This window comes from Saccharomonospora sp. CUA-673 (assembly GCF_001942305.1).
In the GTDB taxonomy this organism is placed as follows: Bacteria; Actinomycetota; Actinomycetes; order Mycobacteriales; family Pseudonocardiaceae; genus Prauserella.
Window position 1 is genome coordinate 1 of the sequence record NZ_MKKE01000015.1, and the last position, 24,018, is coordinate 24,018.

27 protein-coding genes and 1 tRNA gene are annotated in these 24,018 nt (G+C 70.7%); 19 read left to right on the forward strand and 9 right to left on the reverse strand.

Annotated elements, in window-relative coordinates; genetic code table 11:
* Positions 1-1,038, forward strand: a 1,038-nt coding sequence (locus BJF85_RS08780; protein WP_075846560.1) for a hypothetical protein, incomplete at its 5' end; no start/stop codon positions are given.
* Positions 1,039-1,042: 4 nt separating this feature from the next.
* On the opposite strand, the gene BJF85_RS08785 is transcribed toward BJF85_RS08780, so the two are convergent.
* Positions 1,043-2,275 carry a glycosyltransferase gene (locus BJF85_RS08785; protein ID WP_075846561.1) on the reverse strand — a complete coding sequence of 411 codons (1,233 nt, stop codon included), beginning with the start codon at positions 2,273-2,275 and terminating at the stop codon, positions 1,043-1,045.
* Between the two features lie 74 nt (positions 2,276-2,349).
* On the opposite strand from BJF85_RS08785, the gene BJF85_RS08790 reads away from it, so the two are divergent.
* Positions 2,350-2,991, forward strand: coding sequence for a class I SAM-dependent methyltransferase (locus BJF85_RS08790; RefSeq protein ID WP_222844474.1), 642 nt, complete (start codon positions 2,350-2,352; stop codon positions 2,989-2,991).
* On the opposite strand, the gene BJF85_RS08795 is transcribed toward BJF85_RS08790, so the two are convergent.
* Complete coding sequence (locus BJF85_RS08795; protein ID WP_075846563.1) at positions 2,963-3,790, reverse strand: CPBP family intramembrane glutamic endopeptidase; 828 nt, start codon at positions 3,788-3,790, stop codon at positions 2,963-2,965. The two genes, BJF85_RS08790 and BJF85_RS08795, sit on opposite strands and share 29 nt — an antisense overlap.
* Before the next feature lie 253 nt (positions 3,791-4,043).
* On the opposite strand from BJF85_RS08795, the gene BJF85_RS08800 reads away from it, so the two are divergent.
* Positions 4,044-4,322, forward strand: a complete 279-nt coding sequence (locus tag BJF85_RS08800; protein ID WP_075846564.1) for a type II toxin-antitoxin system RelE/ParE family toxin — start codon at positions 4,044-4,046, stop codon at positions 4,320-4,322.
* 8 nt (positions 4,323-4,330) lie between these two features.
* On the forward strand, positions 4,331-4,621 hold the full coding sequence (locus BJF85_RS08805; RefSeq protein WP_075846565.1) for a HigA family addiction module antitoxin: 291 nt from the start codon (positions 4,331-4,333) through the stop codon (positions 4,619-4,621).
* Positions 4,622-4,646: 25 nt separating this feature from the next.
* Here BJF85_RS08805 and BJF85_RS08810 read toward each other — a convergent pair.
* Positions 4,647-4,719 (reverse strand) — tRNA-Lys (locus tag BJF85_RS08810).
* A gap of 263 nt (positions 4,720-4,982) precedes the next feature.
* Between BJF85_RS08810 and BJF85_RS31285 the strand changes: the two genes are divergently transcribed.
* The 5 genes from BJF85_RS31285 to BJF85_RS08825 all read left to right on the forward strand — a co-directional run bounded on the left by BJF85_RS31285 (position 4,983) and on the right by BJF85_RS08825 (position 9,389).
* Entirely contained in the window at positions 4,983-5,315 is a 333-nt protein-coding gene (locus tag BJF85_RS31285) for an NADPH-dependent FMN reductase (protein ID WP_369822125.1), read from the forward strand.
* On the forward strand, positions 5,267-5,614 hold the full coding sequence (locus BJF85_RS31290; protein ID WP_369822129.1) for an NADPH-dependent FMN reductase: 348 nt from the start codon (positions 5,267-5,269) through the stop codon (positions 5,612-5,614). Before BJF85_RS31285 ends, BJF85_RS31290 begins: the two co-directional genes overlap by 49 nt.
* 239 nt (positions 5,615-5,853) lie before the next feature.
* Positions 5,854-7,854, forward strand: coding sequence for a hypothetical protein (locus BJF85_RS27910; RefSeq protein ID WP_158056844.1), 2,001 nt, complete (start codon positions 5,854-5,856; stop codon positions 7,852-7,854).
* Positions 7,851-8,345, forward strand: coding sequence for a helix-turn-helix transcriptional regulator (locus BJF85_RS26515; RefSeq protein WP_158056846.1), 495 nt, complete (start codon positions 7,851-7,853; stop codon positions 8,343-8,345). The genes BJF85_RS27910 and BJF85_RS26515 overlap by 4 nt, the downstream gene beginning before the upstream one ends.
* A 30-nt stretch (positions 8,346-8,375) precedes the next feature.
* Entirely contained in the window at positions 8,376-9,389 is a 1,014-nt protein-coding gene (locus BJF85_RS08825) for a hypothetical protein (RefSeq protein WP_075846566.1), read from the forward strand.
* 14 nt (positions 9,390-9,403) lie between these two features.
* On the opposite strand, the gene BJF85_RS08830 is transcribed toward BJF85_RS08825, so the two are convergent.
* Both BJF85_RS08830 and BJF85_RS08835 read right to left on the reverse strand, forming a co-directional pair.
* A complete protein-coding gene (locus tag BJF85_RS08830; RefSeq protein ID WP_369822126.1) occupies positions 9,404-9,892 on the reverse strand; it encodes a DUF6328 family protein in 489 nt (162 codons plus the stop codon).
* A gap of 20 nt (positions 9,893-9,912) precedes the next feature.
* The gene (locus tag BJF85_RS08835; protein ID WP_075846614.1) at positions 9,913-10,821 is read right to left on the reverse strand and encodes a DMT family transporter; all 909 of its coding nucleotides are present in this window, start codon (positions 10,819-10,821) and stop codon (positions 9,913-9,915) included.
* Positions 10,822-11,004: 183 nt separating this feature from the next.
* Here BJF85_RS08835 and BJF85_RS08840 point away from each other — a divergent pair, with 183 nt between their 5' ends.
* On the forward strand, positions 11,005-11,598 hold the full coding sequence (locus BJF85_RS08840; protein WP_075846568.1) for a superoxide dismutase family protein: 594 nt from the start codon (positions 11,005-11,007) through the stop codon (positions 11,596-11,598).
* 25 nt (positions 11,599-11,623) lie between these two features.
* On the opposite strand, the gene BJF85_RS08845 is transcribed toward BJF85_RS08840, so the two are convergent.
* The 3 genes from BJF85_RS08845 to BJF85_RS27915 form a co-directional block, all read right to left on the reverse strand.
* Positions 11,624-12,505, reverse strand: coding sequence for a restriction endonuclease (locus BJF85_RS08845; RefSeq protein ID WP_255375504.1), 882 nt, complete (start codon positions 12,503-12,505; stop codon positions 11,624-11,626).
* Complete coding sequence (locus BJF85_RS08850; protein WP_075846569.1) at positions 12,484-13,197, reverse strand: hypothetical protein; 714 nt, start codon at positions 13,195-13,197, stop codon at positions 12,484-12,486. Before BJF85_RS08850 ends, BJF85_RS08845 begins: the two co-directional genes overlap by 22 nt.
* A gap of 236 nt (positions 13,198-13,433) precedes the next feature.
* Positions 13,434-13,619 (reverse strand): hypothetical protein, encoded by a 186-nt coding sequence (locus BJF85_RS27915; protein WP_158056848.1) that lies wholly within the window; start codon positions 13,617-13,619, stop codon positions 13,434-13,436.
* A gap of 22 nt (positions 13,620-13,641) precedes the next feature.
* Here BJF85_RS27915 and dusB point away from each other — a divergent pair, with 22 nt between their 5' ends.
* The 3 genes from dusB to BJF85_RS08870 all read left to right on the forward strand — a co-directional run bounded on the left by dusB (position 13,642) and on the right by BJF85_RS08870 (position 16,391).
* Positions 13,642-14,781, forward strand: a complete 1,140-nt coding sequence (gene dusB / locus BJF85_RS08860) for a tRNA dihydrouridine synthase DusB (RefSeq protein WP_075846571.1) — start codon at positions 13,642-13,644, stop codon at positions 14,779-14,781.
* 74 nt (positions 14,782-14,855) lie between these two features.
* Positions 14,856-15,506: a helix-turn-helix domain-containing protein gene (locus BJF85_RS08865; protein WP_075846572.1), complete on the forward strand. Its 651-nt coding sequence runs from the start codon at positions 14,856-14,858 to the stop codon at positions 15,504-15,506.
* Between the two features lie 108 nt (positions 15,507-15,614).
* Complete coding sequence (locus BJF85_RS08870) at positions 15,615-16,391, forward strand: GGDEF domain-containing protein (RefSeq protein ID WP_075846616.1); 777 nt, start codon at positions 15,615-15,617, stop codon at positions 16,389-16,391.
* 1,366 nt (positions 16,392-17,757) lie between these two features.
* Here BJF85_RS08870 and BJF85_RS08875 read toward each other — a convergent pair.
* On the reverse strand, positions 17,758-18,207 hold the full coding sequence (locus BJF85_RS08875) for a hypothetical protein (protein WP_158056850.1): 450 nt from the start codon (positions 18,205-18,207) through the stop codon (positions 17,758-17,760).
* Here BJF85_RS08875 and BJF85_RS26520 point away from each other — a divergent pair.
* The 6 genes from BJF85_RS26520 (at position 18,206) to pstA (ending at position 24,014) form a co-directional block, all read left to right on the forward strand.
* Positions 18,206-19,216: an LCP family protein gene (locus tag BJF85_RS26520; RefSeq protein WP_255375494.1), complete on the forward strand. Its 1,011-nt coding sequence runs from the start codon at positions 18,206-18,208 to the stop codon at positions 19,214-19,216. The genes BJF85_RS08875 and BJF85_RS26520 overlap by 2 nt on opposite strands.
* A complete protein-coding gene (locus BJF85_RS29865; RefSeq protein WP_075846575.1) occupies positions 19,156-19,659 on the forward strand; it encodes an LCP family protein in 504 nt (167 codons plus the stop codon). The genes BJF85_RS26520 and BJF85_RS29865 overlap by 61 nt, the downstream gene beginning before the upstream one ends.
* Positions 19,660-19,818: 159 nt before the next feature.
* Positions 19,819-20,481 carry a phosphate signaling complex protein PhoU gene (gene phoU, locus BJF85_RS08890; RefSeq protein ID WP_075846576.1) on the forward strand — a complete coding sequence of 221 codons (663 nt, stop codon included), beginning with the start codon at positions 19,819-19,821 and terminating at the stop codon, positions 20,479-20,481.
* 249 nt (positions 20,482-20,730) lie between these two features.
* On the forward strand, positions 20,731-21,822 hold the full coding sequence (pstS, locus tag BJF85_RS08895) for a phosphate ABC transporter substrate-binding protein PstS (protein WP_075846577.1): 1,092 nt from the start codon (positions 20,731-20,733) through the stop codon (positions 21,820-21,822).
* A 156-nt stretch (positions 21,823-21,978) separates the two neighbouring features.
* Complete coding sequence (pstC, locus tag BJF85_RS08900; protein ID WP_075846578.1) at positions 21,979-22,929, forward strand: phosphate ABC transporter permease subunit PstC; 951 nt, start codon at positions 21,979-21,981, stop codon at positions 22,927-22,929.
* Complete coding sequence (pstA, locus tag BJF85_RS08905; protein ID WP_075846579.1) at positions 22,929-24,014, forward strand: phosphate ABC transporter permease PstA; 1,086 nt, start codon at positions 22,929-22,931, stop codon at positions 24,012-24,014. Before pstC ends, pstA begins: the two co-directional genes overlap by 1 nt.
* Positions 24,015-24,018 lie beyond the last annotated feature (4 nt).

Genomic DNA, 24,018 nt, shown 5'->3' on the forward strand with positions numbered 1-24,018 from the left:
CGGGTGCGACCGGTCCGCAGGGACCGGCAGGCCCGGCCGGCCCCGCCGGACCCGAGGTCCGCAGGGCGAGGCAGGTCCGCAGGGTGCACCGGGTGCGACGGTGCCGACGGTGAGACCGGACCGCAGGGCCCCCAGGGCGACGCGGGTCCCCAGGGCGCGCAGGGAGCCGATGGTGCCGACGGCGCGGACGGCGAGGCAGGCCCGCAGGGACCGCAGGGCGACGAGGGCCCGCAGGGTGCCCAGGGTGCGGACGGCGCCCAGGGTGCCGACGGTCCGCAAGGCCCCGAGGGTCCGCAGGGCGCCGATGGCGCGGACGGTGCCACCGGTCCGCAGGGGCCGATGGGGCCGCAGGGTCTCCAGGGTCCGCAAGGTGGGCAGGGTGACTCGGGTGTGCAGGGGCCGCCCGGCATGACCGGGCCGATGGGTCCCCAGGGCCCGCAGGGTGCTCCGGGTACGCCGGGTGCCGACGGTGCGTCGATCGTGGGTCCGCCCGGACCGCAGGGTGCGGCCGGCCCGCAGGGTCCGCCCGGTCCGCAGGGTGCGACGGGTGCCACGGGCCAGCCAGGTCCGCAGGGTGCCCCGGGTGCGCAGGGTCCGCAGGGGCCCGGCGTGCAGCCGGCCGGCGGCTACTTCTACACGACGTCCACCGCCGGCAACGGGGCCAACTCGGTGGTCCCGATGGTGACCGCCGCGTCGGTGTACGGAACGGGTGTCACGCAGGTCGGCGGCGGGGTCAGCCTGGCGCCCGGCACCTATGTGATCGACTACTCGTGGCAGGCCGACGCGTCGGGTTCGGGCCAGGCGTCGTCGGAGATCGTGTCGGCCTACCTGACGCTCGCCGGTACGGAGGTCCCGGGTTCGCGCGTCAAGTCCACGACCGGTACGCAGGCGGGCATCGAGGGCCTGGTGGCGAACTCGATCACGATCACGGTGGGTTCGGTCCAGACGTTGAACCTCTACAACGGTGCCGCCGTCGTGACGCACAACAGCGGCCTCGCGGGTATCACGGGCAGCATCAACGTGCAGCGCGTGAACTGACGGCTCAACTCAGGAGCGGTCCGCCGTGGCGCGGGCCGCTCCTGACTGCGAGGAGGTTCGCGCCGACGTAGGCGATGTTGTGGGTCTTGTCGAAGTCGGTGGGGAAGTACGTACGCAGGGCGCTGACCTGGAACCGCATCGACGAGCCGGGGAACACGCGGTCGCGGAGTTGCCGCTGGGTCAGGTACCAGAAGCTGTTCTGGTTCCAGAACGACACGTGCGTCGGGTCCTGGAACGCGCCGCGTCCATCGGTGCTGGGTGTGGTGGTCAGGACGAGTCCACCGTGGACGAGCACGCGGTGCAGTTCCTCGAACAGCGCGCGGCGGTCCGGAATTCGTTGCAGCAGTTCGGTGGCGACGACGACGCCCACCGATTCGTCGGGACAGGGAAGTCGCGGTTCCTGTGGGTCGATGTCGACGGGAGTGAGGTCGTCGGCCGGTTCGCCCGGCCATTCCGGGACGCGCAGATCGAGTGCGGCGAGTCCGTTCCGCCGGGACCACGCGGTGGCGAGTGTGCGAATGCCGCGGTGGTATCGGGCGACGGTGTCGGTCTGGATGTGTTTGTTGATGCGTTTGTCGCGTTGGGTGTTGCTCTCGTGGATCCGTTGCAGATACAGGCAGTGCGGAATGCGCACGAAATCGCCGATCTCGTAGAGGCGCATCATCAGGTCCTGGTCGTCGAGAACCTCGAGTGCCGGGTCGTAACCGCCGACCTTCTCGTACGCCGAGCGGCGGAACGCGCGCACGTGATTCGGGGCGTACCAGATGTAGGACACGTTGTGCGGGCTCGGTTCCAGGGCGTGGCACCGGTTGACGCGCAGGCCGTCGACATCGTCCGATGCATACGTCCAGCCCATGGCGAGGTTGAACTTGTCGTAATTGGCCGAACCGTCCGCGTTGATCTGCGCGAAGTCGGAGTAGGCCAACACGGCCTCGTGGTCGTCGGTGAACACCGACACGAGTTCCTCGAGGCAGTTCGAGGCGAGCACGTCGTCGTGGTCGAGTTCCACGAGAACCTCGCCGGCGGCCAAAGCGCAGGCCTCCCGTTTCGCCGCGCCGACGTTTCCCGTGGATTCACCGCGCACCACCCGAATACGCGGATCGGGCTCGGGCGGTTCCCATTCGGCGGATCCGTTGAGCAGGACGATCCATTCCCAGTCCCGGTGCGTCTGCGCAATGACCGACCGGTGGCATCCGTCCAGGTACGTCGCGGTGTGGCTGGGCGTGAAGATGGACATTCGCACGCGAAGAATCGTCCCACAAAACCCCGCCCCTCACCTCCCGTGACGGCGCGTGCGGGACAATGCTTGTCGTGTCGACCGAACGTACGAGCCGGGCGTATGGCCACCGGGCCGTGGAGTACATCGACCTCCTCGGCACCGTCGATGCGCTGGCCGAGCCGGACCGCGCGTTCGTGGGTGCGTGGGCGGACGACCTCGGCTCCGGGCGGATCCTCGATGTCGGCTGCGGACCCGGACAGTGGACGCAGTGGCTGCACGAACGGGGATTGTCGGTGTCCGGTGTGGACCCGACGCCCGAGTTCGTCGAGCACGCCCGCAGCCGCTACCCGGACGTCGACTTCACCGTCGGCAGCGGCGAGTCGTTGGCCGTGACCGATGCGAGCCTGTCGGGCATCCTCGCGTGGTACTCGTTGATCCACACACCGCCGGAGCACGTCGACGTGATCCTCACGGAGTTCGCGCGCTGCGTCGAACCGGGCGGTGGACTGTTGGTGGGCTTCTTCGAGGGCCCCGAGTCGGCACCGTTCGACCACGCGGTGGCGACGGCGTACTACTGGCCGGTCGACGCCCTGGCCCGGCGAATCGAGCGGGCGGGTTTCACCGTCACAGCACGGGAAACCCGCGTCGACCCAGGCCATCGTCCACACGGCGCCCTGGCGGCCGTAAGGGGCGTCCCCGACAGTCTCACTCCGGTTCGGGGCGGGACCAGTTGACGTCCTCACGTTGACCCAGGAACGCCGCCACGGTTGTGGCGAGGACGAAGGCGCTGGCGATGCCGGCCAGCAGCAACGCGTTCTCGTTGCTGGTCGTCATGCGGTCGCTGAGCAGGCTCTGGGCCACGACCTGGAACGCCAGGTGGAACCCGATCGGAGTCCACAGGCTGCCGGTCTGGATGTGCAGCAGGCCGAGCACCACGGCCACCGCGAAGAACATGATCCCGCGTTCGGTGAGGACGCCCCACCCCTCGGAGGCCACCCACAGGCCGGTGCCGAAAACGGTGAACAGGACGGCCTGGCCGATCACGGCAACCCACGGCGGCAGCACCGTGGTGAGGTTGCGCTGGAGGTAGCCGCGGAAGATCAGTTCCTCGGGCAGTGCCTCGAAGACGAAGACGAGGACGATCAGTAGCACCGCCCAGCCCAGGATCGTGGACCACGGGACCTGCGGCTGCAGGTCCACCCACCCGGTCGCCAGCGCGGCGGTGAGACCGAGTGCCGAGGGCAGTGCGAACGCTGCCACGCCGACGAGGAACGGCCGCCAAGCCCTGCGCGGGTTGTCCAACCCGAGGCCCGCGAGCGGACGACGGTCCAGGTAGCGCCGGGCCGCGATGACCATCGGTACGGCCAGGCCGCAGACCAGCACCGCGTTCATGATCCGCGTGGGGATGGTCAACTCGTCGTCGCCGAAGGTGCTGCTCGCCCATCTCATCAGCGCCCAGATCGCGACGGTGCCGGCGAAGACGGCGAAGAGTCGGGCGGCCAGGGGCGTACGGCGAAGAGCGTCAGTAGTCATCGGTGATCTGTTCCAAAGGGTTGGGTCCACTTGACGTTAGGGCGAACGCCGCCGACGGAAGCAGTGCCGTTAGTCATGGATCGCAGCCCAGCCACGTGCTCGAACCCAGAACCCGAGGATGCAAAGTCCGCGGGTTCGAACGCGGTGATCTTGAAGTGGGCGGTAGGGACACGGCGCCCGGCTTCGTGCGTACTTGTGCGTCCCACTAGTATCGATGTACGCTAGCACTTGTGAGGCGCACAAGTAGGGTGTCATGATCCGATCGTTCGCGAACAAGCGCACCGAAAAGATCTGGCACCGTCGCGACACCCGGCTTCCGCCCGACGTTCGACGCCGGGCGTGGGTCAAGCTCGCGATGCTCGACAAGGCGGGTCAGCTCGACGACCTGCGAGTTCCACCCGGCAATCGCCTCGAACAACTACGCGGGGACCGGGCAGGGCAACACAGTATCCGCATCAACGACCAGTGGCGCGTCTGCTTCACCTGGACCGACAGCGGCCCTGAGCACGTCGAGATCGTCGACTACCACTAGGGAGAGCCATGACCACCATGCCGCCGGTGCACCCCGGCGAGATCCTCAAGGAAGAGTTCCTCGACCCGCTGGGCATCTCCGCGTATCGACTCGCGAAGGAGATCGGGGTCGATCAGGCGCGCCTGTCGCAGATCATCGCCGGACGGCGCAGCATCACCGCAGACACCGGACTACGCCTGTCGCGTTTCTTCAACATGTCCGAGGGCTTCTGGACGGGCTTGCAGGAGCTCTACGACCGCGAGACCGCTCGCGATGCACTCGGCGACGAACTCGAGCGCATCCATCCGCTCTCGGCGTAAGCCCAGGTGATCGGAGGGGATTCGGTGGGCCGCCTGGGACTCGAACCCAGAACCCGAGGATTAAAAGTCCCCTGCTCTGCCAATTGAGCTAACGGCCCTGCCGGCCCCAGCTTAGCCGCCCCGCGTCGCAGCGCTTGTGGGGTGGTCCGCGGGTGGTCCACGCTGCAGCACCGGCGCGCTGACCGCCGACCTCGGGGTGCCAACACGGCGTCGTGGGGTGCCAACACGGTGACGCAGAACGCCAACACGGCGACGTGGGGTGCTGACACGCCCGGCGCGAAGTGCTGACACGGGGGTGTCAGTCGGGCGCCGGTCGGTTGACAGATGCCGGCCGGTCATGGTCGTTCCTAGCGTCTACGCCATGACCAACGACATCAGCGCCACCGGCGCACACGACACCAACACCAGCAACGACACCGCCGGCGCCACGGGTGGTCGTGACCGGCTTCGGCTGGCCGTTGTCATCGGGAGTACGCGGACGGACCGGTTCGGGCCGGTGCCCTCCTCGTGGTTCGCCGGGGAGGCTCGCAAGCACGACGGGTTCGACGTCGACCTGGTCGACCTCGCCGGCCTGGACCTGCCGAACTCGCTCGACGGTCCGCCGACGTCGACGCGCTCGGCGCCCGCCTCGGCGACGCCGACGCGATCGTCGTCGTCACACCCGAGTACAACCACAGTTACCCGGCGCCGTTGAAGGCCGCCATCGACTACTTCCACGACGAATGGCGCACCAAGGCCGTCGGGTTCGTCGCCTACGGCGGCATGGGCGGCGGCCTGCGCGCGGTCGAGCACCTGCGCACCGTGTTCGCCGAACTGCACGCCATGACCGTTCGCGACACGGTCAGTTTCCACAACTTCTGGGACCGCTTCGACGACGACGGCACGCCGCGCGACGCCGAGTCCACCGCAGCCGCCGCGAAGGGCATGCTCAACCAGCTCGACTGGTGGGGACGGGCACTGCGGGACGCGCGGTCGAACCGCCCGTACGCGTGACATGCTTGACCTCGACCATGCTCGAGGTTGCAGGCTCGTGCCCATGACGTTCACGCGACTGCACGGACGCGACGACGAACTCGGCCGCATCGACCGGATGCTGGCGAGGTGCGAACCGGGGGTGGGCAGGCCCTGATGCTGCGCGGGGAGGCCGGTATCGGGAAGTCGGCGCTGCTCGCACATGCCGCGAGCAGTGCGACGGCCTGTTCGTCCTACGCGCAGCGGGCGCCGAGGCCGAGATGTCGATCCCCTACGCCGGTCTGCACCAGCTCCTCCGTCCCGTGGCCGCCGACGTCGCGAACCTCACCGACACCGACACCGACACCGACCCCGGCATCGACACGGCCGCGCACGCCGACACGCTCCGCCGTGTGCTGGCCGGCCGCGACCCTGGCGAGCGTTTCGCCGTGGGCGTGGCGCTGCTCGAGTTGCTGAGCCGGCTCGCTGCCGGCCGGCCGGTGCTGGTGCTCGTCGACGATCTGCAGTGGATGGACGCGGCGTCGACGGACGCCCTGTTGTTCGTCTCCCGCAGGCTCGCGGGCGAACGCGTCGGAATCCTCGTGGCGGCAACGGATTCGCAGCCCGCGGGCGGGATTCCGCAGCTACGACTGTCCGGTGTGGACGACGCCGCGGCCACCCGGATCCTCGAGGAGACGGACCTGCCGCCCCATCGGCGTGCTTCGGTGATCGCGGCGTCGTGGGGGATCCCGGCGGCGCTGCGGGAGATCGGCACCGACGGTCCGGTCGATGCGGGTCCCTTCGCCGCCGCCCTCGACGCGCTGCCCGGGGCGGCACGCACGGTGCTGCTCGTCGCGGCCGTCGACGACACGTGCGACACCGACGCCATCCTCGCGGCGGCCGGCAAACTCGGCGCGGGCATCGACGACCTGCGTGTCGCCGAGGACGCCGGACTCGTCGCGTTCACCGACGGGTGCTTCGGGTTCAGCCACCCGCTGATCGGCCCGGCCGTGTACCGCGCCGCGCCGTTCACGCGCCGGCTCGAGGCGCACCGCGCGCTCGTCGACGTCCTCAGCGCCGAGACCGACGCCGACCGGCGCGCCCGGCACCTCGCCGCGTCGACGACCACGCCCGACGAGTCCGTCGCCGCCGAACTGGAGGACGGCGTCGACCAGGCCAGGATGCGCGGTGGCATGTCCGCTGTCGCCGACGCCTACGAACGCGCCGCCCGCTTGTCGCCCGCGCCGCGCGACGAGGGCCGCAGGTTGACGTCCGCCGCCCGCGCCGCGGCCGACGCGGGACAGCCGGAACGCGCCCGGCACCTCGCCGACCAGGCGTCCGCGTTGTTGCCGGACCCGGAGGACGCGACGTGGTCGGCGATCGTGCGTGCCGAACTGGCGCAGGACGACAACCGGCCGATCGACGCCCACCACACGCTGGTCGCCGCCGCGAAACGGCTCGCGGGCGGGGCGCCCGGCTCCGCGGGCAAGCTGCTGTTCGCGGCGGTCGAGACGGCGTGGTCGGCAGGCGAGTTCGACCGGGCGGGCGAGGCAGCCGACCTCGCCGAGGCGCTCGGCGTGGCCCACGTCGGCCGGGTGCGCCTGCTCGACACGGCCGTCCGCGGCGGTCCACGCGAGGCCGTCGAGGCGTTGCGGGAGCTGCTCGACGTCGACTGCGCGGCCGTCGGACAGTGCGCCGACCTCGAGCTCAACCTGCGCGTGCGCACGCGCAGGGCGTCCTGGTGGGCGCTGCTCGGCCGGTACGACACGGCGAGGGCGGAGGCGTTCGACCTGGTCGCCGAGGCCAGAACGCACGCGGCAGGCGGCGTCCTGCCCGGTGCGCTGACCGTGCTCGCGCGGGCGCAACTGCACCTCGCGACCTCGACGGCGCTGTCGCGTCCGCGGAGGAGGCGCTGGCCACCGCGACGTCCATCGGGCAGCGCCGCGGCATCGCCGAGGCGTCCGGGGTGCTGGCGTTGGTCGCCGGACTGCGCGGCGACCGCGGGCGCGTCGCCGACCACACCGCCGACGCCGGCCCGGTCGACGCCGAGCACGCCGCCGCGATGCTCGACCTGGGTGCGGGGCGGGCGAGCGCGGCGGTCGAACGGATGGCGTGCGCCGTCGACGCCGGCGTCCTCGGCCTGTTCCGGCTGCCCGACCTCGTCGAGGCCGTGGCCCGGGACGGGGACACCTCCCCGGTCGGTCGCGACGTCGCCCCGCAAGCGCTTGCGAACCTCGTGGCCTGGTCGGATGCGTCCGACAGTGGCTGGGTGCGGGCGGTGACGAACCGGAGCAGGGCACTGCTCGAGCAGGCCGACCCGGAGGCCGCGCTCGTCGAGGCCGCACACGCGGGCACGTTCGAACAGGCGCGCACGGAACTCGTCCACGGCGAATGGCTGCGCAGGCAACGCAGGCCCGCGCGGGCGCGGGCGCACCTGCGCGCGGCCCTGTCGGCCTTCGACCGGCTCGGCGCCGCGCCGTGGGCCGAGCGGGCCCGCACCGAACTGCGCGCCGCCGGGGCCTCGTCGGAACCGGCCGCAGAGACACGCGGCTCCGACGGCAGCTCGGCCGGGGTCGAGCGGGCCGGGGTCGAGACGTTGACCCCGCAGGAACGGCGCATCGCCGCGCTCGCCGCCGACGGGCTCAGCAACCGCGACATCGGCGCCCGGCTGTATCTGAGCCCGCGAACCGTCGGCTACCACCTGTACAAGGCGTATCCGAAGCTCGGCGTGACGGGCCGCGGAGAGCTCGCGAAACTGGAGCTGATGGCCTGACGCGGCCCGTGTCGTGCCACACTGCACGCCGTGGAGTACCAACTGTCGGCAGAGCTCACCGCCCCGGAATCCGGTCCCGACCTGGACGCCCTCCAGCAAGTCGGCGTGGTGGCGCTGCTCGACACGCGGCTGTCCCGGCTGGCCGGGATCGAGGGGCCGGACGGTGTCGAGATCACGCCCGTCGAACACACCGTGCACGCCCACCTCGGCGGCGCGAACGTCAGCTGGCTGCTGGACGCGCCCGCGCTGGTGTTCGCCGAGGACGCCACCAGGGCCGTGCTCGAACAGCTGCTCGAGGAGACCGAGCTGCTCCGCGGGTGGCAGGTCAAGCACTGCGCCGTGACCGCGACCGACGACCAGCTCGAGAGCGCGCTCGCCGCGTCGGCCGAACCCGAGGGCGTCATCGAGATCGACCCGCAGGACCAGGCCGAACTCGCCGAGCGCAGGCAACGGCTGCTGGACGCCTCCCAGTACCTCACCGCGTTCGAGCTCGACGCCTTCGGCTACACCGACGGCGGCGACGTCACCGAGAACGAGGCGCGCTACGTGGCCGGCGCGATCATGCACGGCGTCGAGATGGTCACCGACGAGCTGTTCGGCGACATCCAGCTGCTCGAGGACGAGGACGCCACCGCCGTCGACGTCGAGGCGCTGTGGGTGCTCGACGAGCTGCCCCAGCAGTTCGCCGACCAGTACACGGTGCTGTTCGCCAAGCAGCTGCTCGTGACCACCGCGATCCTCGGCTACCGGCTCACCCAGGAGGAGTGGACGGCGCCGCTGTGCGTGGCCGAGGCGCTCGCGCTGCACGTCGTCAAGTCGCGGGCCGAGCTCGAACTGGACCTCGCCGAGGCCGTCCCGGAGGAGCGGGTCACCGAGATCCTCGCCCACTTCGACGACTACGCCTTCCCCGACGGCGCGCACGAGGAGCTCTACGACATCTCCGACCTCGACGCCTTCGACAGCGACGTCATCACCTGGTTCACCCCCGACCCCCGCTACACCGACACCCGGGGCCTCCACCCCTACCTCACGGAAGAGGACTGAGCGGCCCGAGCCCGCTACAGGCGGGAGGGGATGACGAACCAGAGGGTGGCGAAGAGGGTGCCGACGACGGTGACAGCGACGGCCATCAGGATCGGGCCGTAGACGACCTTCGCGATGAGCCCGACGGTGAGCGTCACGGCGACGGCCAGGCAGGCCAGTCCCGCGATGACCAGCTGGTTCCCGACGCGCAGGATTGTCGGCCTGCGTCCTGCGCGGAACAGCATCCGGTGCCACGCGGCGGGCGCGGTGAGCAGCGCCGTCGCCGCGGCCGCGAACAACACGGTCACCAGGTGCACGGTCTTCTCGAACCCGCTGGCGTCGCGGAACGGCGCCGTGAACGCCACCGCGAGCAGGAAGCCGAACAGGATCTGCACCCCGGCCTGCGCCACTCGCAACTCGCCGAGCAGCTCGTTGATGTTGCGTGTCAGCCGCTGATGGTGCGACTCCCCGTCGGTGTCCACGGCGCGTGTGTCCTCGCGGCAGACTCGGGTCGTTCCACGCACGGGCGGCCTCCTTCCAGGGGTTACTCGCGTCCGCCCACCGGCACCGGTTCGGGGTCGCTCGGGGCGACCACGGGGTCGCGTCGCGCCCGCCGTTCGTGCCAGCCGAGTGCCGTCACCGTCGACACGACCAGGACGAGCCCGATCCACTGTGTCGCACTCATCGTCTCGTCCAAGAAGGACACACCGATGACGACGGCCGTCGCCGGGTAGGCGAGCTCTCCGAGCGTCGCGCGGGCGGCGGGCGTCGCGCGCAGTCCCACGTAGTAGAGACTGAGCGCCAGCAGGCCGGGAATCAGCGCGAGCCCGAGCAGCCCGGGTGCGTTCTCCCAGCCCACCGTGAAAGGGTTCCCTTGAGCCGCAACGATAATCGCCGCGACGGGAAGTCCTACGCTGAATCGCAGCGTGGTCACGTCACGTGACGGCATGCGGGTCGACACCATGCGCCCCAGCACGGTTCCCGCGGCCCACAGCGCGGCGGCGCCGAGCGCCAGCAGCGCGGCGCGAGCGGCGCTGACGTGCACGTCGAGCGGGTCGGCGAACGCCAGCAGCCACGCTCCCGCGACCGCGGGCGCCGCGAAGAAGACGTACCCGCCGCGGAGCCGTTCGCCCAGCACCGCCCACGCGGCGAACATCGCGAACAACGGTTGCAGCTTCTGCAACACCAACGGCGTGATGGCGTCGCCGGTCTGGAACGCCGCCGTGAACAACGCCGTCGCCAGCGCCGACGAACCACCGCCGATGATCAGCACGGCGATCCGTTCCCGCAGGCCGCACCGGGCCAGCGCGCGCACCGCGCGCGGGACGAACGCCGCCAGCACCGCGACGATGATGAGGTGCTCCCAGAACACGACCGTGCTCGCGGGCAGGTCCGTCGCGAGCGGCAGGCGGAGCAGCCCGTCGGTGCCCCACAGTGCGGCCGCGATCGCCACGAGCCACGTCCGATCCCTGCTCCCGGCCGGATTCGAGGCCGGCGCGGCGGTGTTCTCCGAAGTCACACGGGCCAGATTACGACCGCCGCGCCGGCACCGGCTGCGGCCGTGTCACGGAGTGGGATCCCACGACCGTGTGACGCGCCTTGCCTCGCATCACGCGTTCGCGTTAGGGACGAGGCCATGAAACGACTCCCTGCTGTCCTCGCCCTCACGTCCGCCGTTGCCCTCGTGGGTGCCGGCACGGCGACCGCCGCCGAATCGGCCGAGCGGTCGCACTCGTCGAAGCAGGCGGCCGTCGCGTTCGCGCACGGCACGTTCGGTCCCTACACCGACGGCGCCACCGCCACGACGTACGACGAGGAGCTCGTGCCGAGCGGTGCGCACGCCTCGGTGTTCTCCCTGTCGGCCGACGGGCCGGGTACCACCACGAAGCTCGCCGTCCGCGGCCTCGTGCCCGACCGCCACTACGGCGCCCACGTGCACGACCACCCGTGCGGTGCCGACGGCGCCGACGCCGGCCCGCACTACCAGCACGAGCTCGACCCGAACCAGCCCTCGACCGACCCCGAGTACGCCAACCCGGACAACGAGGTGTGGCTCGACTTCACGACGTCCGCGCACGGCAACGGTTTCGCGAAGTCGCATGTGGACTGGCCGTACGACGACGAGCGCCGTCCCGGCTCGGTGATCATCCACGAGCACCACACCTCGACCCACCCGGGCGAGGCCGGCGAGGCGGGCGAACGCCTCGCCTGCATCAACGTCGACCTCTGAGCACGGCTTCCCGGCGGCGCGGTCGTCAGGCCGCGTCGTCCGGGGCGCCGGGGACGCCGGTGGTGACGTCGAGGGACAGGTGCTCGGCGAGCAGGTGCTTGAGTTCGCCGCCCTCGATGAGCTGGATCCGGCCGTTCCGGCGGGCGAAGTCGTGGGCCGACGGGCCGAACCACGACGTCGTCACCAGCACGCCCCGGTTGGCGCGGCGGTCGTCGACGACCCCCGCCAACGACCGCACCGCGTCCGCCGGAACCGCGGAGCGGTAGCGCTTCGCCTGCACCACGCACAACCCGCCCACGACGGGGTCCTCGTTGACGGCCACCGCGTCGACACCCCCGTCGTGGGAGGCCTGCGTCGTCCACGCGCGCATGCCCATCGCCTCGAACAACTGCCGCACGAGATGTTCGAAGTCCGTCGGCGACAGGTGCGTGAGCACGGGCCGGCCGTCGAGGTCGGCGGCCGCCTCGGTGGACGCGTCCCGCGGCGGTGCCATGCGGTAGTCCGACAGGTCCGGTTCGAAGATCGGCCGCACCGCCTCCAGGTCCCACGGATGCGGCGACACGCGTGCGTGCAGGTGGCGGAGGCATTCGGTCGGGTCGAGCCGGTCGAGCACCAGGTCGGAGAACTCCCCGCGTGTGGCCGACACGCTCACCAGGCACGGCGCCGACGGCTGCCCGGTCGCCTTGTCGCGCGTGCGCGCGTGCCCGCTGGCCACGACCTCGTCGACCACCCTGCGCGGATGCGCCTCGAACACGTCGCGCATCGTGCGCAGCACCAGCCGCGCCACGAGCGCGGCGTAGCGCGAGCGGATCTCGGCCGTGCTCCGCTGATCGGCGACGATCTCGTCGCGGGCGGCGAGATAGCGGTACTCGGTGACGTCCGGGATCACGTCGACGTCCGGCAGCATCCGCGCCACGAACAGCCGCCTGCCTCCGGGTCGTACGAGATGTCGACGGCGCCCGCGACGTGGGCGGGAACGGGATGCGCCTCCGCGACGCGGGTGAAGTACTCGGCGACCGCGTGCGGATCGAGTTCACGCACCCTTTGCTCGAGTTCGTCGACGTACACGTTGTGCCGGGCGACCTCCTGCGCGCGGGCGTGCTCGGCGGCGTCGTGCTCGGCGCGCGCGTCCCGCAGTCGCCTACGGCGGTCGGTCTCGCGCCGTTTCTGCTCGGCGAGGTCGGCCTCGAACCGCGCACGGGCCTTCCGCAGCGCCCTTCGCCGTCCGTCGGGGAACAGGCGATCCAATGTGGACGACGGCGGGCGATAGTCGTCCCAGTCCGGCATGGACGTGTGCGCCGTCAACTGCGGATCGGGGGCGAACTCGACGGGCTCGAACGAACGCCGCAGTCGGGAGAAGTCGAACGGTGGCTGCGCGAGCGCGTCCACGAGCACCGATTCGAGTGCGCGGACCTGCGCGGCGACGGCCTCCGTCAACACCGTCGTCTCCGCGTGTTTGCGCTCCACGTGGTAGTCCCAAGCTTCCCGGTCGGCCTGGTGTGGGATCGATGGGGCTTCGTCGCCCGTCCGGCCGGTCAGCGGCCCGTACTGCTCGGACTCGTCGAAGATGTCCGAGAAGAATTCACTGTGGCGCTCCATCTTCGGCCCCGAATCTGTGGCCCCCCGAATCCATGTCCTCGTTCGCCGTGGGCGTGCACATTGCGTGCCCACAAGAGCGAAGATAGCCACCGTTATTCTCGCCGGGATAGCTCCGATCGGTGATCGATACTATTACCGAGCGAATTCACCGGCGGCTGTTCGGGGTAGTGGGGGAAATTCTGCGAAACGGGAATTGTCGGTGCGGGTAATCCGCGGACAATGCCCTGTGAACACCGTTAGGTTGATCCGCGGGCCGTCGGGGCGGCCGCCGTCGTGATCTCCCGAGGGTCCATCACGGCGGCACCGATCCGCAACACGGCGACGCGAGATGCCAACACGGCGACGCAGGATGCCAACACGGCGACGCAGGATGCTGACACGGCGACGCAGGATGCTGACACGGCGGCGTGGGGTGCTGACACGGCGGCCATTAACCTGGGGGGTATGACCGCCACCATGACGACGCCTGCGCTGCAGGTCGGCCCCTATCGGGTCGACCCGCCGGTCGTGCTCGCACCGATGGCGGGCATCACGAATGTCGCGTTTCGCCAGTTGTGTCAGGAATACGGCGCCGGCCTGTACGTGTGCGAGATGATCACCGCGCGCGCCGTCGTCGAACGCCACCCCGGCACGATGCACATGATGACCTTCGCCGCGGGCGAGTACCCGCGGTCGATGCAGCTCTACGGCGTCGACCCGGCGACGATGCGCGAGGCCGTGAAGATCATCGTCGGCGAGGGGCTCGCCGACCACATCGACCAGAACTACGGCTGCCCCGTCGCGAAGGTGACGCGCAAGGGCGGCGGCTCGGCGCTGCCGTACAAGCGGAAGCTGTTCGGCAACATCGTGCGCGCGTCCGTGGAGGCCGCCGAGCCCGCGGGCGTGCCGGTGACGGTGAAGTTCCGCGTCGGCATCGACGACGAGCACCACACGTACCTCGACGCCGGGCGGATCGCCGAGGCCGAAGGTGCGGTGGCGGTGTCGCTGCACGCGCGCACGGCCGCGCAGCGCTACTCCGGCCAGGCCGACTGGACCCGGATCGCGCGGCTGAAGGAAGCGGTCACGAGCATCCCGGTGCTCGGCAACGGCGACATCTTCACCGCCGACGACGCGCTGCGCATGGTGCGCGAGACGGGCTGCGACGGGGTCGTCGTCGGCCGCGGCTGCCTCGGCAGGCCGTGGCTGTTCGGCGAGCTCGAGGCCGCGTTCCAGGGGCGGCCCGCGCCGGAGGCGCCGAACCTCGGCCAGGTGGCGCGCGTGCTGCGCAGGCACACCGAGCTGCTCATCTCCCACGACGGGCACGACAAGGCCATGCGCGACATCCGCAAGCACATGGCCTGGTACTTCATGGGCTTCCCCGTCGGATCGGAGCTGCGCCGGTCGTTCGCGACGGTGTCGTCGTTGGAGCAGCTCGACGACCTGATCGAACGGCTCGACCACGACGCGCCGTTCCCCGCCGACGCGCTCGGTCCGCGTGGCAGGCAGGGCTCGCCCGGCAAGGTCACGTTGCCCCACGGCTGGCTCGACGACCCCGACGACCCCTGCGTCCCCGAAGGCGCCGACATGATGCACTCCGGCGGCTGACCGGCATCGCACGGCGCGCTGGTGCGGAATTGCAAGTGTGGTTTTGCTGGTGTAGGGGCGGGTAGGATCGGCCGGTGGGCAAGCGTCAGTACGGACAGTTCTGTGGGCTGGTTCGGGCGGTCGAACTGGTCGGCGAGCGGTGGGCGTTGCTCATCGTCCGCGATCTGCTCGTGTCGCCGAAGCGCTACACCGATCTGAAACGCGGCCTGCCGCGCATCCCCACCAACGTCCTGTCGACCCGGCTCAAGGAACTCGAGGCCGCGGGCATCGTCGAGCGCCGCCTGCTGCCCCGGCCCGACGGCTCGGTCGTCTACGAACTCACCGAGTACGGCGCCGACCTCGAGGACGTCGTGCTCGCCCTCGGCCGCTGGGGCGCCCGGTCGCTCGGCGACCCGCGGCCCGACGAGATCGTCACCCCGGACTCGATGGTCATCGCCCTGCGCTCGGCGTTCCGGGCCGGCGCCGCCGCCACCGAGTCGGACGTGCGGTTCGAACTGCGCCTCGGCGACGTCGTCGTGCACGCCCACGTCGCCGCGGGGGTCCTCACCGCGGGCGTCGGCGCGGCACCGGAGGCGGAGCCCGATCTGGTCATCGAGAGCGGACCGGCCATCCGCGCCGTGCTCGCCGGCGAGGTCGACGCCGGCACCGCGCTCGACGAGGGGCTCGTCGCCGTCACCGGACCGAAGGAACTCCTCGCCGTCTTCACCCGGTTGTTCCGGCTCTGACTCGTCCTCCCGAGCGATTCTCGTGTTCCGCGGGTGTATGTCGCTCAAGCGCTCCGTCCCTCCTGTCGACACCCAGTGCATGGGGGATCGATCGACGGAGGTGACGTGGTGACACGGCCCCGCACGCAGCATGCGCAGACCCGGGACGCCGACCCGTCCACGTTGCTCGCCGCGCACGAGTCGCGGGCCAGCGCGTACGCCGAGCAGGGCGACTGGCGCAGCGCCTACGAACAGCTGCGCTCCGCCCTGCACCAGGCCCGTCAGTTGCAGGCCCGCGAACTGCAGGTCAGTCAGGCGCAGGCCCGCACCGTGCCCACGACAGCTCCCGTCGCGGCGCCCCAGTACGAGGTCGAACGGCTGCGCCGGGAGAGCCTCACCGACGCGCTCACCGGCACCTACAACCGTCGCTACCTCGACCGCGTGCTGCCCGGACTCGGCTCCGCCGCGCTCGCCATGATCGATCTCGACCACTTCAAGGACATCAACGACCGCTTCGGGCACGACGTAGGCGACCGCGTGCTACGGCAGGTCGCACGGATCGTCCGGCAGACGCTGCCGCCCGGCGCGTTCTGCGCCCGCTACGGCGGGGAGGAGTTCGTGCTGGCCGTTCCCGCGCGGTCGACGGCCGTGGCCGTCCGCGTGGTGCACCGCGCGCGGGACCGGGTCGAGGCGTATCCGTGGTCGCGGGTGCGGCCCGGGCTGGCCGTGACCGTCAGCGCCGGCGTCGCGGCCGCCGACAGCGATCCGTACAGCGCCCTCCGCGCCGCCGACCGGCTCCTGTACCAGGCAAAACGAGGGGGTCGCAACTCGGTGGCGTTCTCCAGCGGCGGCGAGGTTCAGCTGCTGCGTACGCAGAGTGCGCATATCCCCGCGACGCCTTCGTAAGGACGGCATCACCCACGTCACCTGAGTGCGACCATTCGTCCGAACTGCGGCAACGCTGAGTAAAAAGTTCACGGCTTGGTGTCGTCACGAAAGAGGGACGTCCGTACGATAACGCTCACTGCCACCGAGACGATCTAGCCGGCAACCGTGTTGGGACGTCGCGCCAATGCGTTGACCAGGCTCATGGGGAAGGAGTGTGCGTGTCGGACGACCACAACACGCCCTCCTCCCGGCATGCCCAGATCGCCGCCGACCAGATCGCCGAATGGCGCGCCCGCGCCGAACGCAACCGGGCGAACTCCGAACGCAAACGCCGCCGCTCCCTCGAGGCCGACGGCGGCACGAGCGTCTCCGAACTCCTCGCCAAGACCGGATACACCCCGCAGCCGGGACGCGCCGGCCACGGCACCAACGGGAACGCCACCAACGGGAACGGCAACGGCGCAGGCCGCAACGGCAACGGTTACGCGGGCAACGGCGTGCGCCCGGCTCGGGTGGTCTCGACCGGAAGAATGCGTACGCGGCGGCCGGCCAGATCGACCGCACCGAGGCGCGCGCGGCCCGCATCAACCCGGCCGACGTCGACGCGCCGACGCGGATGTCCGAATCGCAACCGCGCGGCGGCAATCAGTCCGGCCCCGCCCCGGTGGGCAGACCCGCACAACCAGAACAACCCCGACAACCCGAACAAGCCCAGCAGCCCCGACAGCGCCCGGAACCGGAGCAGCGTCCGGAGGCGCCCCGCTCGCCCGCACCCGACGCCCGCCCGGCGCCCCGCGCGGTACCCGCCCCAGCCGCTCCGCCCGCGTCGTTCGCGCCGTTCGCGGAGCAGCCCCCGGCGCCTCCCGAGCCTGCCGCACCTCCCCGCAGGCCGGTCGACGCGCAGCGCCCGCCGGCAGCACCCCCGCGTGGACCCGACGCACTCCGGTCCGGACCCGACGCGCCGCCGCGCGGTCCGGACGCTCCGCCGCGCGGTCCGGACGCTCCGCCGCGGCCGTCCGCCGATGCCCGGCCTGCCCCACCGCCCCGCAGGCGAGCCCCCAGCAGGGCCCGCCCCCGGGGCCGCCGCAGAAACCGCGCCCGGGCCCGCCGCCGGGACGTGGCGGCCGTCCGGACGGTGCCGCGCCCGCGCCGCCGCCCGGTCCGCGGAAGCCGCAGCACTCCGGTCCCCAACAGGTCCCGCCGGGAACTCCGGCGGCCCCGCGCGTCCCGCCGGGCCCACGGCCCCCTCGCCCGGGCCCCAACGCGCCGGCCCCAACGCGCCGGCGTCAACGGTGCCGGCGTCAACGGTGCCGGCGTCAACGGCCAGGGCCCGAACGGCCAGAGCCCCAACGGCCGGGGACCGAACGCGCCGGGTCCGAACGGGCTACCTCGCCCTCCGCGGCCGCGGCCGCGGCCGCACCCCGCGCCGGCCGATGGCCCGCCCGTCCGCGACCCGTATGCGCACGACGTACGGCACCCGCAGGCCCGTGAACAGCCCGTCCGCGAACCCGGGCCGCGCGGTCCGCGGGAGCCCCGGCCGCGCGAGCCCGAACGGGACGAGCCGCCGATCGCGCCCGGCGCCGTCGCAGCGATGCTGGGCGGCGCCGCTGCCGGTGCGGGTGTCGGCGCCGCGCTGGGCGGCAACCGTCAGGACCCCGACGACGTCCCGGACCACGACGTCCCGGACCACGACGCCCGGACCACGACGACGCCCCGCGCGGGACGTCGCCGCCGCGTCCCACTCCGGGGCCGCGCCCGTGCCGGCACCGCCGCGTCCGCGTCGCCCGCTGAGTCCGCGGCCCGACGAGGACGCCCGGCGCGACCGGCTCACCATGACCGACCAGATGGAGCCGGTCGACGAGCAGACGCAGTACAAGCGCAAGATCGACAACACGCTCGCCCGCTTCTCGGCCGCCCACGACGAACTCGAGGCCGAGGAGGAGGAGCGGCGCGCGAAGAAGGCGAAACTCGCCGCACGGCTCGACCACACGCGCACGCGCCTGCAGGCGGTCGTCACGTCGACCATCGGCAACCGCGGATCGGCCGTCGGCGACGACGACAACAACGCCGACAGGGACAACGACGCCAAGGACACCGACGACCCCGAGAGCGCCGCCCACCACGAAACCGGCACCGACGACGCCGAGACCAGGGCCGCCCGCACGCGCCTGCAGGAGAAGAAGCAGCGCAAGAACGACCGGGCGCGGTTGGCGACGAGGGTGTGCGCGGTGACCCTCGCGGCGCTCGTCTTCCTGGCAACGGGCGTGGCGTGGGGCGCGAAGACGTGGTTCGAGTCCAAGTTCAACCAGATCGCCGCGCTCGACGAGAACTCCGACAGCATCCTGCCCGGTCAGATCGGCGACGAGAACTTCATCATCCTCGGCTCGGACACGCGGGAGGGCGCGGAGGAAGAGGAGAACATCGGCGACACCGACGCGGTGGCGGGTGCGCGTTCGGACACGTTGATGGTCGCCCACATCCCGGAGGATCGGGAGCGCGCCGTCGTCGTGTCGTTCCCGCGTGACCTGGAGATCTCCCGGCCGGAGTGCGAGCGCTGGAACCCCGAGACGGGCGAGTACGGCGGTACGGCGCCGGCCAACGAGGCCATCAAGATCAACACGGCGTACGCGGTCGGCGGGCCGAAATGCGTGACCAAGGTGGTCCAGGACCTCACCGGCATGAAGATCAACCACTTCGTCGGCATCGACTTCCACGGCTTCAAGGACATGGTCGACGCGGTGGACGGTGTGCCGGTGCAGATCGACGAACCGGTCGTCGACGCGTGCTCGGGGACGTCGTCGCCGAGCACGGCACGGTCGAGCTGCGGGGCGAGCAGGCGCTGAGCTTCGTGCGGGCGCGCCAGGTGTACAGCGACCCGACGTTCTCCGACTACGGCCGCATGGAACGGCAGCAGAAGTTCCTGTCGGCGCTGCTGACGAAGACGCTCTCGAGCGACGTCCTGTTCGACACCGACAAGCTGACCCGGTTCGTCAACGCGTTCGCCGCGTCGACGTACGGCGAAAACATCGGTGTCGACGAGATGCTGACCCTGGCCCAGTCGATGCGCGGATTCGACGCCGGTGCCGTGGAGTTCCTGACGATCCCGACGGTCGGCGAGTCCAACGAGCGCGGCAACGAGGTGCTGTTGGAACAGGACTCACGTGCCCTGTTCGACGCGATCATCGACAACACGCCGCTGCCCGGGCAGGAACCGGACCAACCGGAGTCGGGCGATCCGGACGAACAGCGTGCCGTCGAACAGCCCGCGGCGGGGGCCGTCTCCTAGTAGGCCGGAGTTGGTCCCGTCGGGTGAGCGGCAGTTGAGCAAGATCGGGCCGGCAACATCCCCGCGCAGGTCAGCACTCACGAAGACGTCAGGGCGGGTTCACGGACGGTTCACATGCGCATTCGGCGTTAGGCCATCGCGGGCCGTAGAGTCGGCCGTATGCGGGATGCCTACAACCTCGAACTCGACAATCTGCGCGGCCAGCTCGGCGACATGGTCCAACTCGTCGCCGAGGCGATGGAACGCGCGACGAAGGCCCTCCTCGAGCAGGACCTCGCGCTCGCCGAGCAGGTGATCTCCGACGACGTGAAGGTCGACGACGCGCGCTCGGCCGCGGAGGAGAAGGCCTACGGCCTGCTCGCCCTGCAGGCGCCGGTCGCCACCGATCTGCGGATCGTCGTGGCCTCATTGCACGCGGCGGAGAGCATCGAGCGCATGGGTGACCTCGCGCTGCACGTCGCGAAGGCCGCCCGGCGCAGGCACCCGAACCCGGTGCTGCCCGAGGAGGTGCGCCCGGCGTTCGAGCGCCTCGGTCAGGTGGACGTGCGCCTGGCCCGGCAGCTCGAGGCCGTCGTCCGCAGCGACGACGCCGAGGCCGCGAAGGCCCTCGAGGGCGACGACGACGAGGTGGACGAGATCCACCGCAACCTCTTCACCGTGATCATGGACGGCGACTGGGAGCACGGCGTCTCGCCGGCCGTCGACCTCACGCTGCTGAGCCGGTTCTACGAGCGCTACGCCGATCACGCGGTGTCGGTGGCCCGCCGCATGCTCTTCGTCGTCACTGGGCGTATGCCAAATCACAGTGGCAGCGACATCTGATCAACTGGGCTTCATCCACTCGGATCATGCGTTGGACACGTGCTGTATGACCTGGGAACCGGCGGCCGACAGCCGCCGGTCACCCCACGGTGATGTCGTCGTGATGTTCCGCCTGCGACACACCTCGTTCATATCGCGTTCATCTGCTTCATGGAGCGGTGTCATGTCCCGCCCATACGGTTCGACGCAGTAACCCCGAGCGGGTGGCTCGCGGACGGCGGCCGCCCTGAATCCCGGAAGAGGTCAATCGTGAAGCGTTCCACCCTGGGTCGCGCACTGGTGCTGCCGACGACGGCCGCCCTCGCCTTCGGTATCGCCGCGTGCGGCGCCGCCAACGAGGAAGGAGGCGGTGGCGGGACGACGATCAACGGCGCCGGCGCCAGTGCCCAGGAAGCCGCGCAGACCGCCTGGCGGACCGGGTTCCTCGAGAACAACGAGGGCTCGATCAACTACGACCCGGTCGGTTCCGGCGGTGGCCGTGAGCAGTTCATCAGCGGCGGCACGGACTTCGCCGGTTCGGACTCCTACCTCGACGACGAAGAGGTCCAGGCCGCGCAGGAGCGCTGCGGCGAGGGCGGCTTCGTCGAGATCCCGGCCTACATCTCCCCGATCGCCGTGGTCTTCAACGTCGAGGGTGTCAACGAGCTGAACCTCAAGCCGGCCACCATCGCGAAGATCTTCAACCAGGAGATCACCAACTGGAACGACCCGGAGATCCAGGCGGACAACCCGAACGCCAACCTGCCGGACACCGCGATCAGCCCGGTGAACCGTTCGGACGCCTCCGGTACGACCGAGAACTTCGTCGAGTACCTCGAGGCCGCCGCGCCCGAGGACTGGCCGCACGAGGTCAGCGACGAGTGGCCGGTCCAGGGCGGCGAGGCCGCGCAGGGCACCGCCGGTGTCGTCCAGGCCGTCCAGAACGGCAACGGCTCCATCGGCTACGCCGACGCCAGCCAGGCCGGCGACCTCAACAGCGTCAACGTCGGCGTGGGTGAGGAGTTCGTCGAGTACTCGCCCGAGGCCGCGGCCTCGGTGGTCGACGTCTCCGAGCGCGCCGAGGGTGACCGGGGCGAGCACAGCTTCGCCTTCGACCTCGCCCGCGACACGACCGAGGCGGGTACCTACCCGATCGTCCTGGTCTCCTACGTCATCGCGTGCGCCCAGTACGACGACGAGGGCAAGGCGAACATGGTGAAGGACTACCTGAACTACACCATCAGCGAAGAGGGCCAGCAGGCCGCGCAGGAGACCGCCGGTTCGGCGCCGATCTCCGACGAGCTTCGCCAGCAGGTTCAGCCGGCCGTCGACGCCATCGCCCCCGCCGGCGGCGGCAACTGATCCACCCGTAGCCGCCAGCACCAAGCTGCGACTATTCAACGTGCCGGTAGTCCGGGTGGCCGCCTCGACGACGAGGCGGCCACCCGGACACACGCGTGTCAGGAGACCTACGTGAATCACGGCGGCGGCCGAACACAAGAACGGAAGGGATAGAACGTGGCTTCCAGTACCGAGGCCCCGCCCCGGAAGAAAACCCGGGTACCGCAGCGGCCCGGTGACCGCATCTTCGCCGGCATCTCGACCGGCTCGGGTGCGCTCATCCTGGTGGTGCTCGCCGGTGTGGCAGCCTTCCTGCTCACCGAGGCGTGGCCGGCGATCATCGCCGACCCCGAGACCATCCCCGGCGGTCAGGGACTCGCGGTCTACATCTGGCCGCTCCTGTTCGGAACGATCATCTCCGCGGTGTTCGCGCTGCTCATCGCGGTGCCGCTCGCGGTCTCGATCGCGCTGTTCATCACCTTCTACGCACCGCGCAGCCTCGCGAAGGCCCTCGGGTACATCATCGACCTGCTCGCCGCGGTGCCCAGCATCATCTTCGGTCTGTGGGGCATCGAGGTGCTCGCGCCGATGACGGTGTCGCCCACGACGTGGCTGTCGCAGAACCTGGGCTTCATCCCGATGTTCGAGGGCCCGCCGTCGAACACCGGCCGCACCATGCTCGTCGTGATCATCGTGCTCGCCGTGATGGTGCTGCCGATCATCACCGCGGTCGTGCGCGAGGCGTTCGCGCAGACGCCGGCCCTGCACGAGGAGGCGGCACTGGCCCTCGGCGCGACGCGCTGGGAGATGATCCGCATGGCGGCGCTGCCGTTCGGCCGCTCCAGCATCATCGGTGCGTCGATGCTCGGTCTCGGCCGCGCGCTCGGTGAGACGATGGCCGTCGCCATGGTCCTGTCGGCCTCGGGTGGCATCACGTTCAACCTGATCAGCAGCGACAACCCGCCGACCATCGCCGCGAACATCGCGCTCCAGTTCCCCGAGTCGACCGGGCTGGGCATGCACACGCTGATCGCCTCGGGTCTGGTGCTGTTCGCCCTGACGCTGGTCGTGAACATGGCCGCCCGCGCGATCATCAACCGGCGCAAAGACTTCTCCGGAGCCAACTGATGTCAACCTCGACCACGACCTCCGGCCCGGGCCCGGACCTCGACGAACCGCTGGGCGGGGTGCCGCTGACGGCGGGACAGCTGCCCCGCGGAGCCGGCACCGGCCTGCTCGTCGGTGCGGTCGCGCTCGGCCTGCTGCTGTACTTCGCGGCCGACTGGACCGTCGCTGGCAGCGCCGTGTTCGCGGCGCTGGCCTACACGGTCGTCATCTACGTCTGGTCGCGCACCGTCGAGGGGCCGCGCAAGGCGAAGGACCGGCTCGTCACCGCCGTGGTGACCGGTGCGTTCCTGCTCGCGTTGCTGCCGCTGATCTCCGTGATCGTCACGGTCATCTCGAACGGTGTCGAGCGCTTCGACGCCGAGTTCTTCACGCACTCGATGGCCGGTGTCGCCGGCGAGGGCGGCGGTATCTACCACGCCATCATGGGCACGCTGATCATCACCGGTCTCGCCGCGGCGATCTCGGTGCCGATCGGCCTGCTCACGGCGATCTACCTGGTCGAGTACGGCAAGGGCAAGCTCGCCAAGGCGATCACGTTCTTCGTCGACGTCATGACGGGTATCCCGTCGATCGTCGCGGGTCTGTTCGCCTACGCGCTGTTCGTGATGATCTTCGGTCCCGGCGTCCGCATGGGCCTGGCCGGTGCGGTCGCGCTCAGCGTGCTGATGATCCCGACCGTGGTGCGGTCGACCGAGGAGATGCTCAAGCTCGTGCCCAACGAGCTGCGCGAGGCCTCGTACGCACTGGCGGTTCCGAAGTGGCGGACGATCGTGAAGGTCGTCCTGCCGACCGCCCTGGCCGGCATCGCCACCGGCGTCACGCTCGCCATCGCCCGCGTCATCGGCGAAACAGCGCCACTGCTCGTGACAGCGGGCCTGGCGGATGCGATGAATACCAACCCGACCGACGGGCGAATGACGACCCTGTCGGTGTTCTCGTACTACCAGTATCAGAACCCCGGCCTGTTCGCCGAGGCCGCGATGGAACGTGCCTGGGGCGCGGCGTTGATCCTCATCATCATCGTGATGCTGCTCAACCTCATCGCCCGCATCATCTCCAAGCTGTTCGCCCCGAAGACCCGTTGACGGC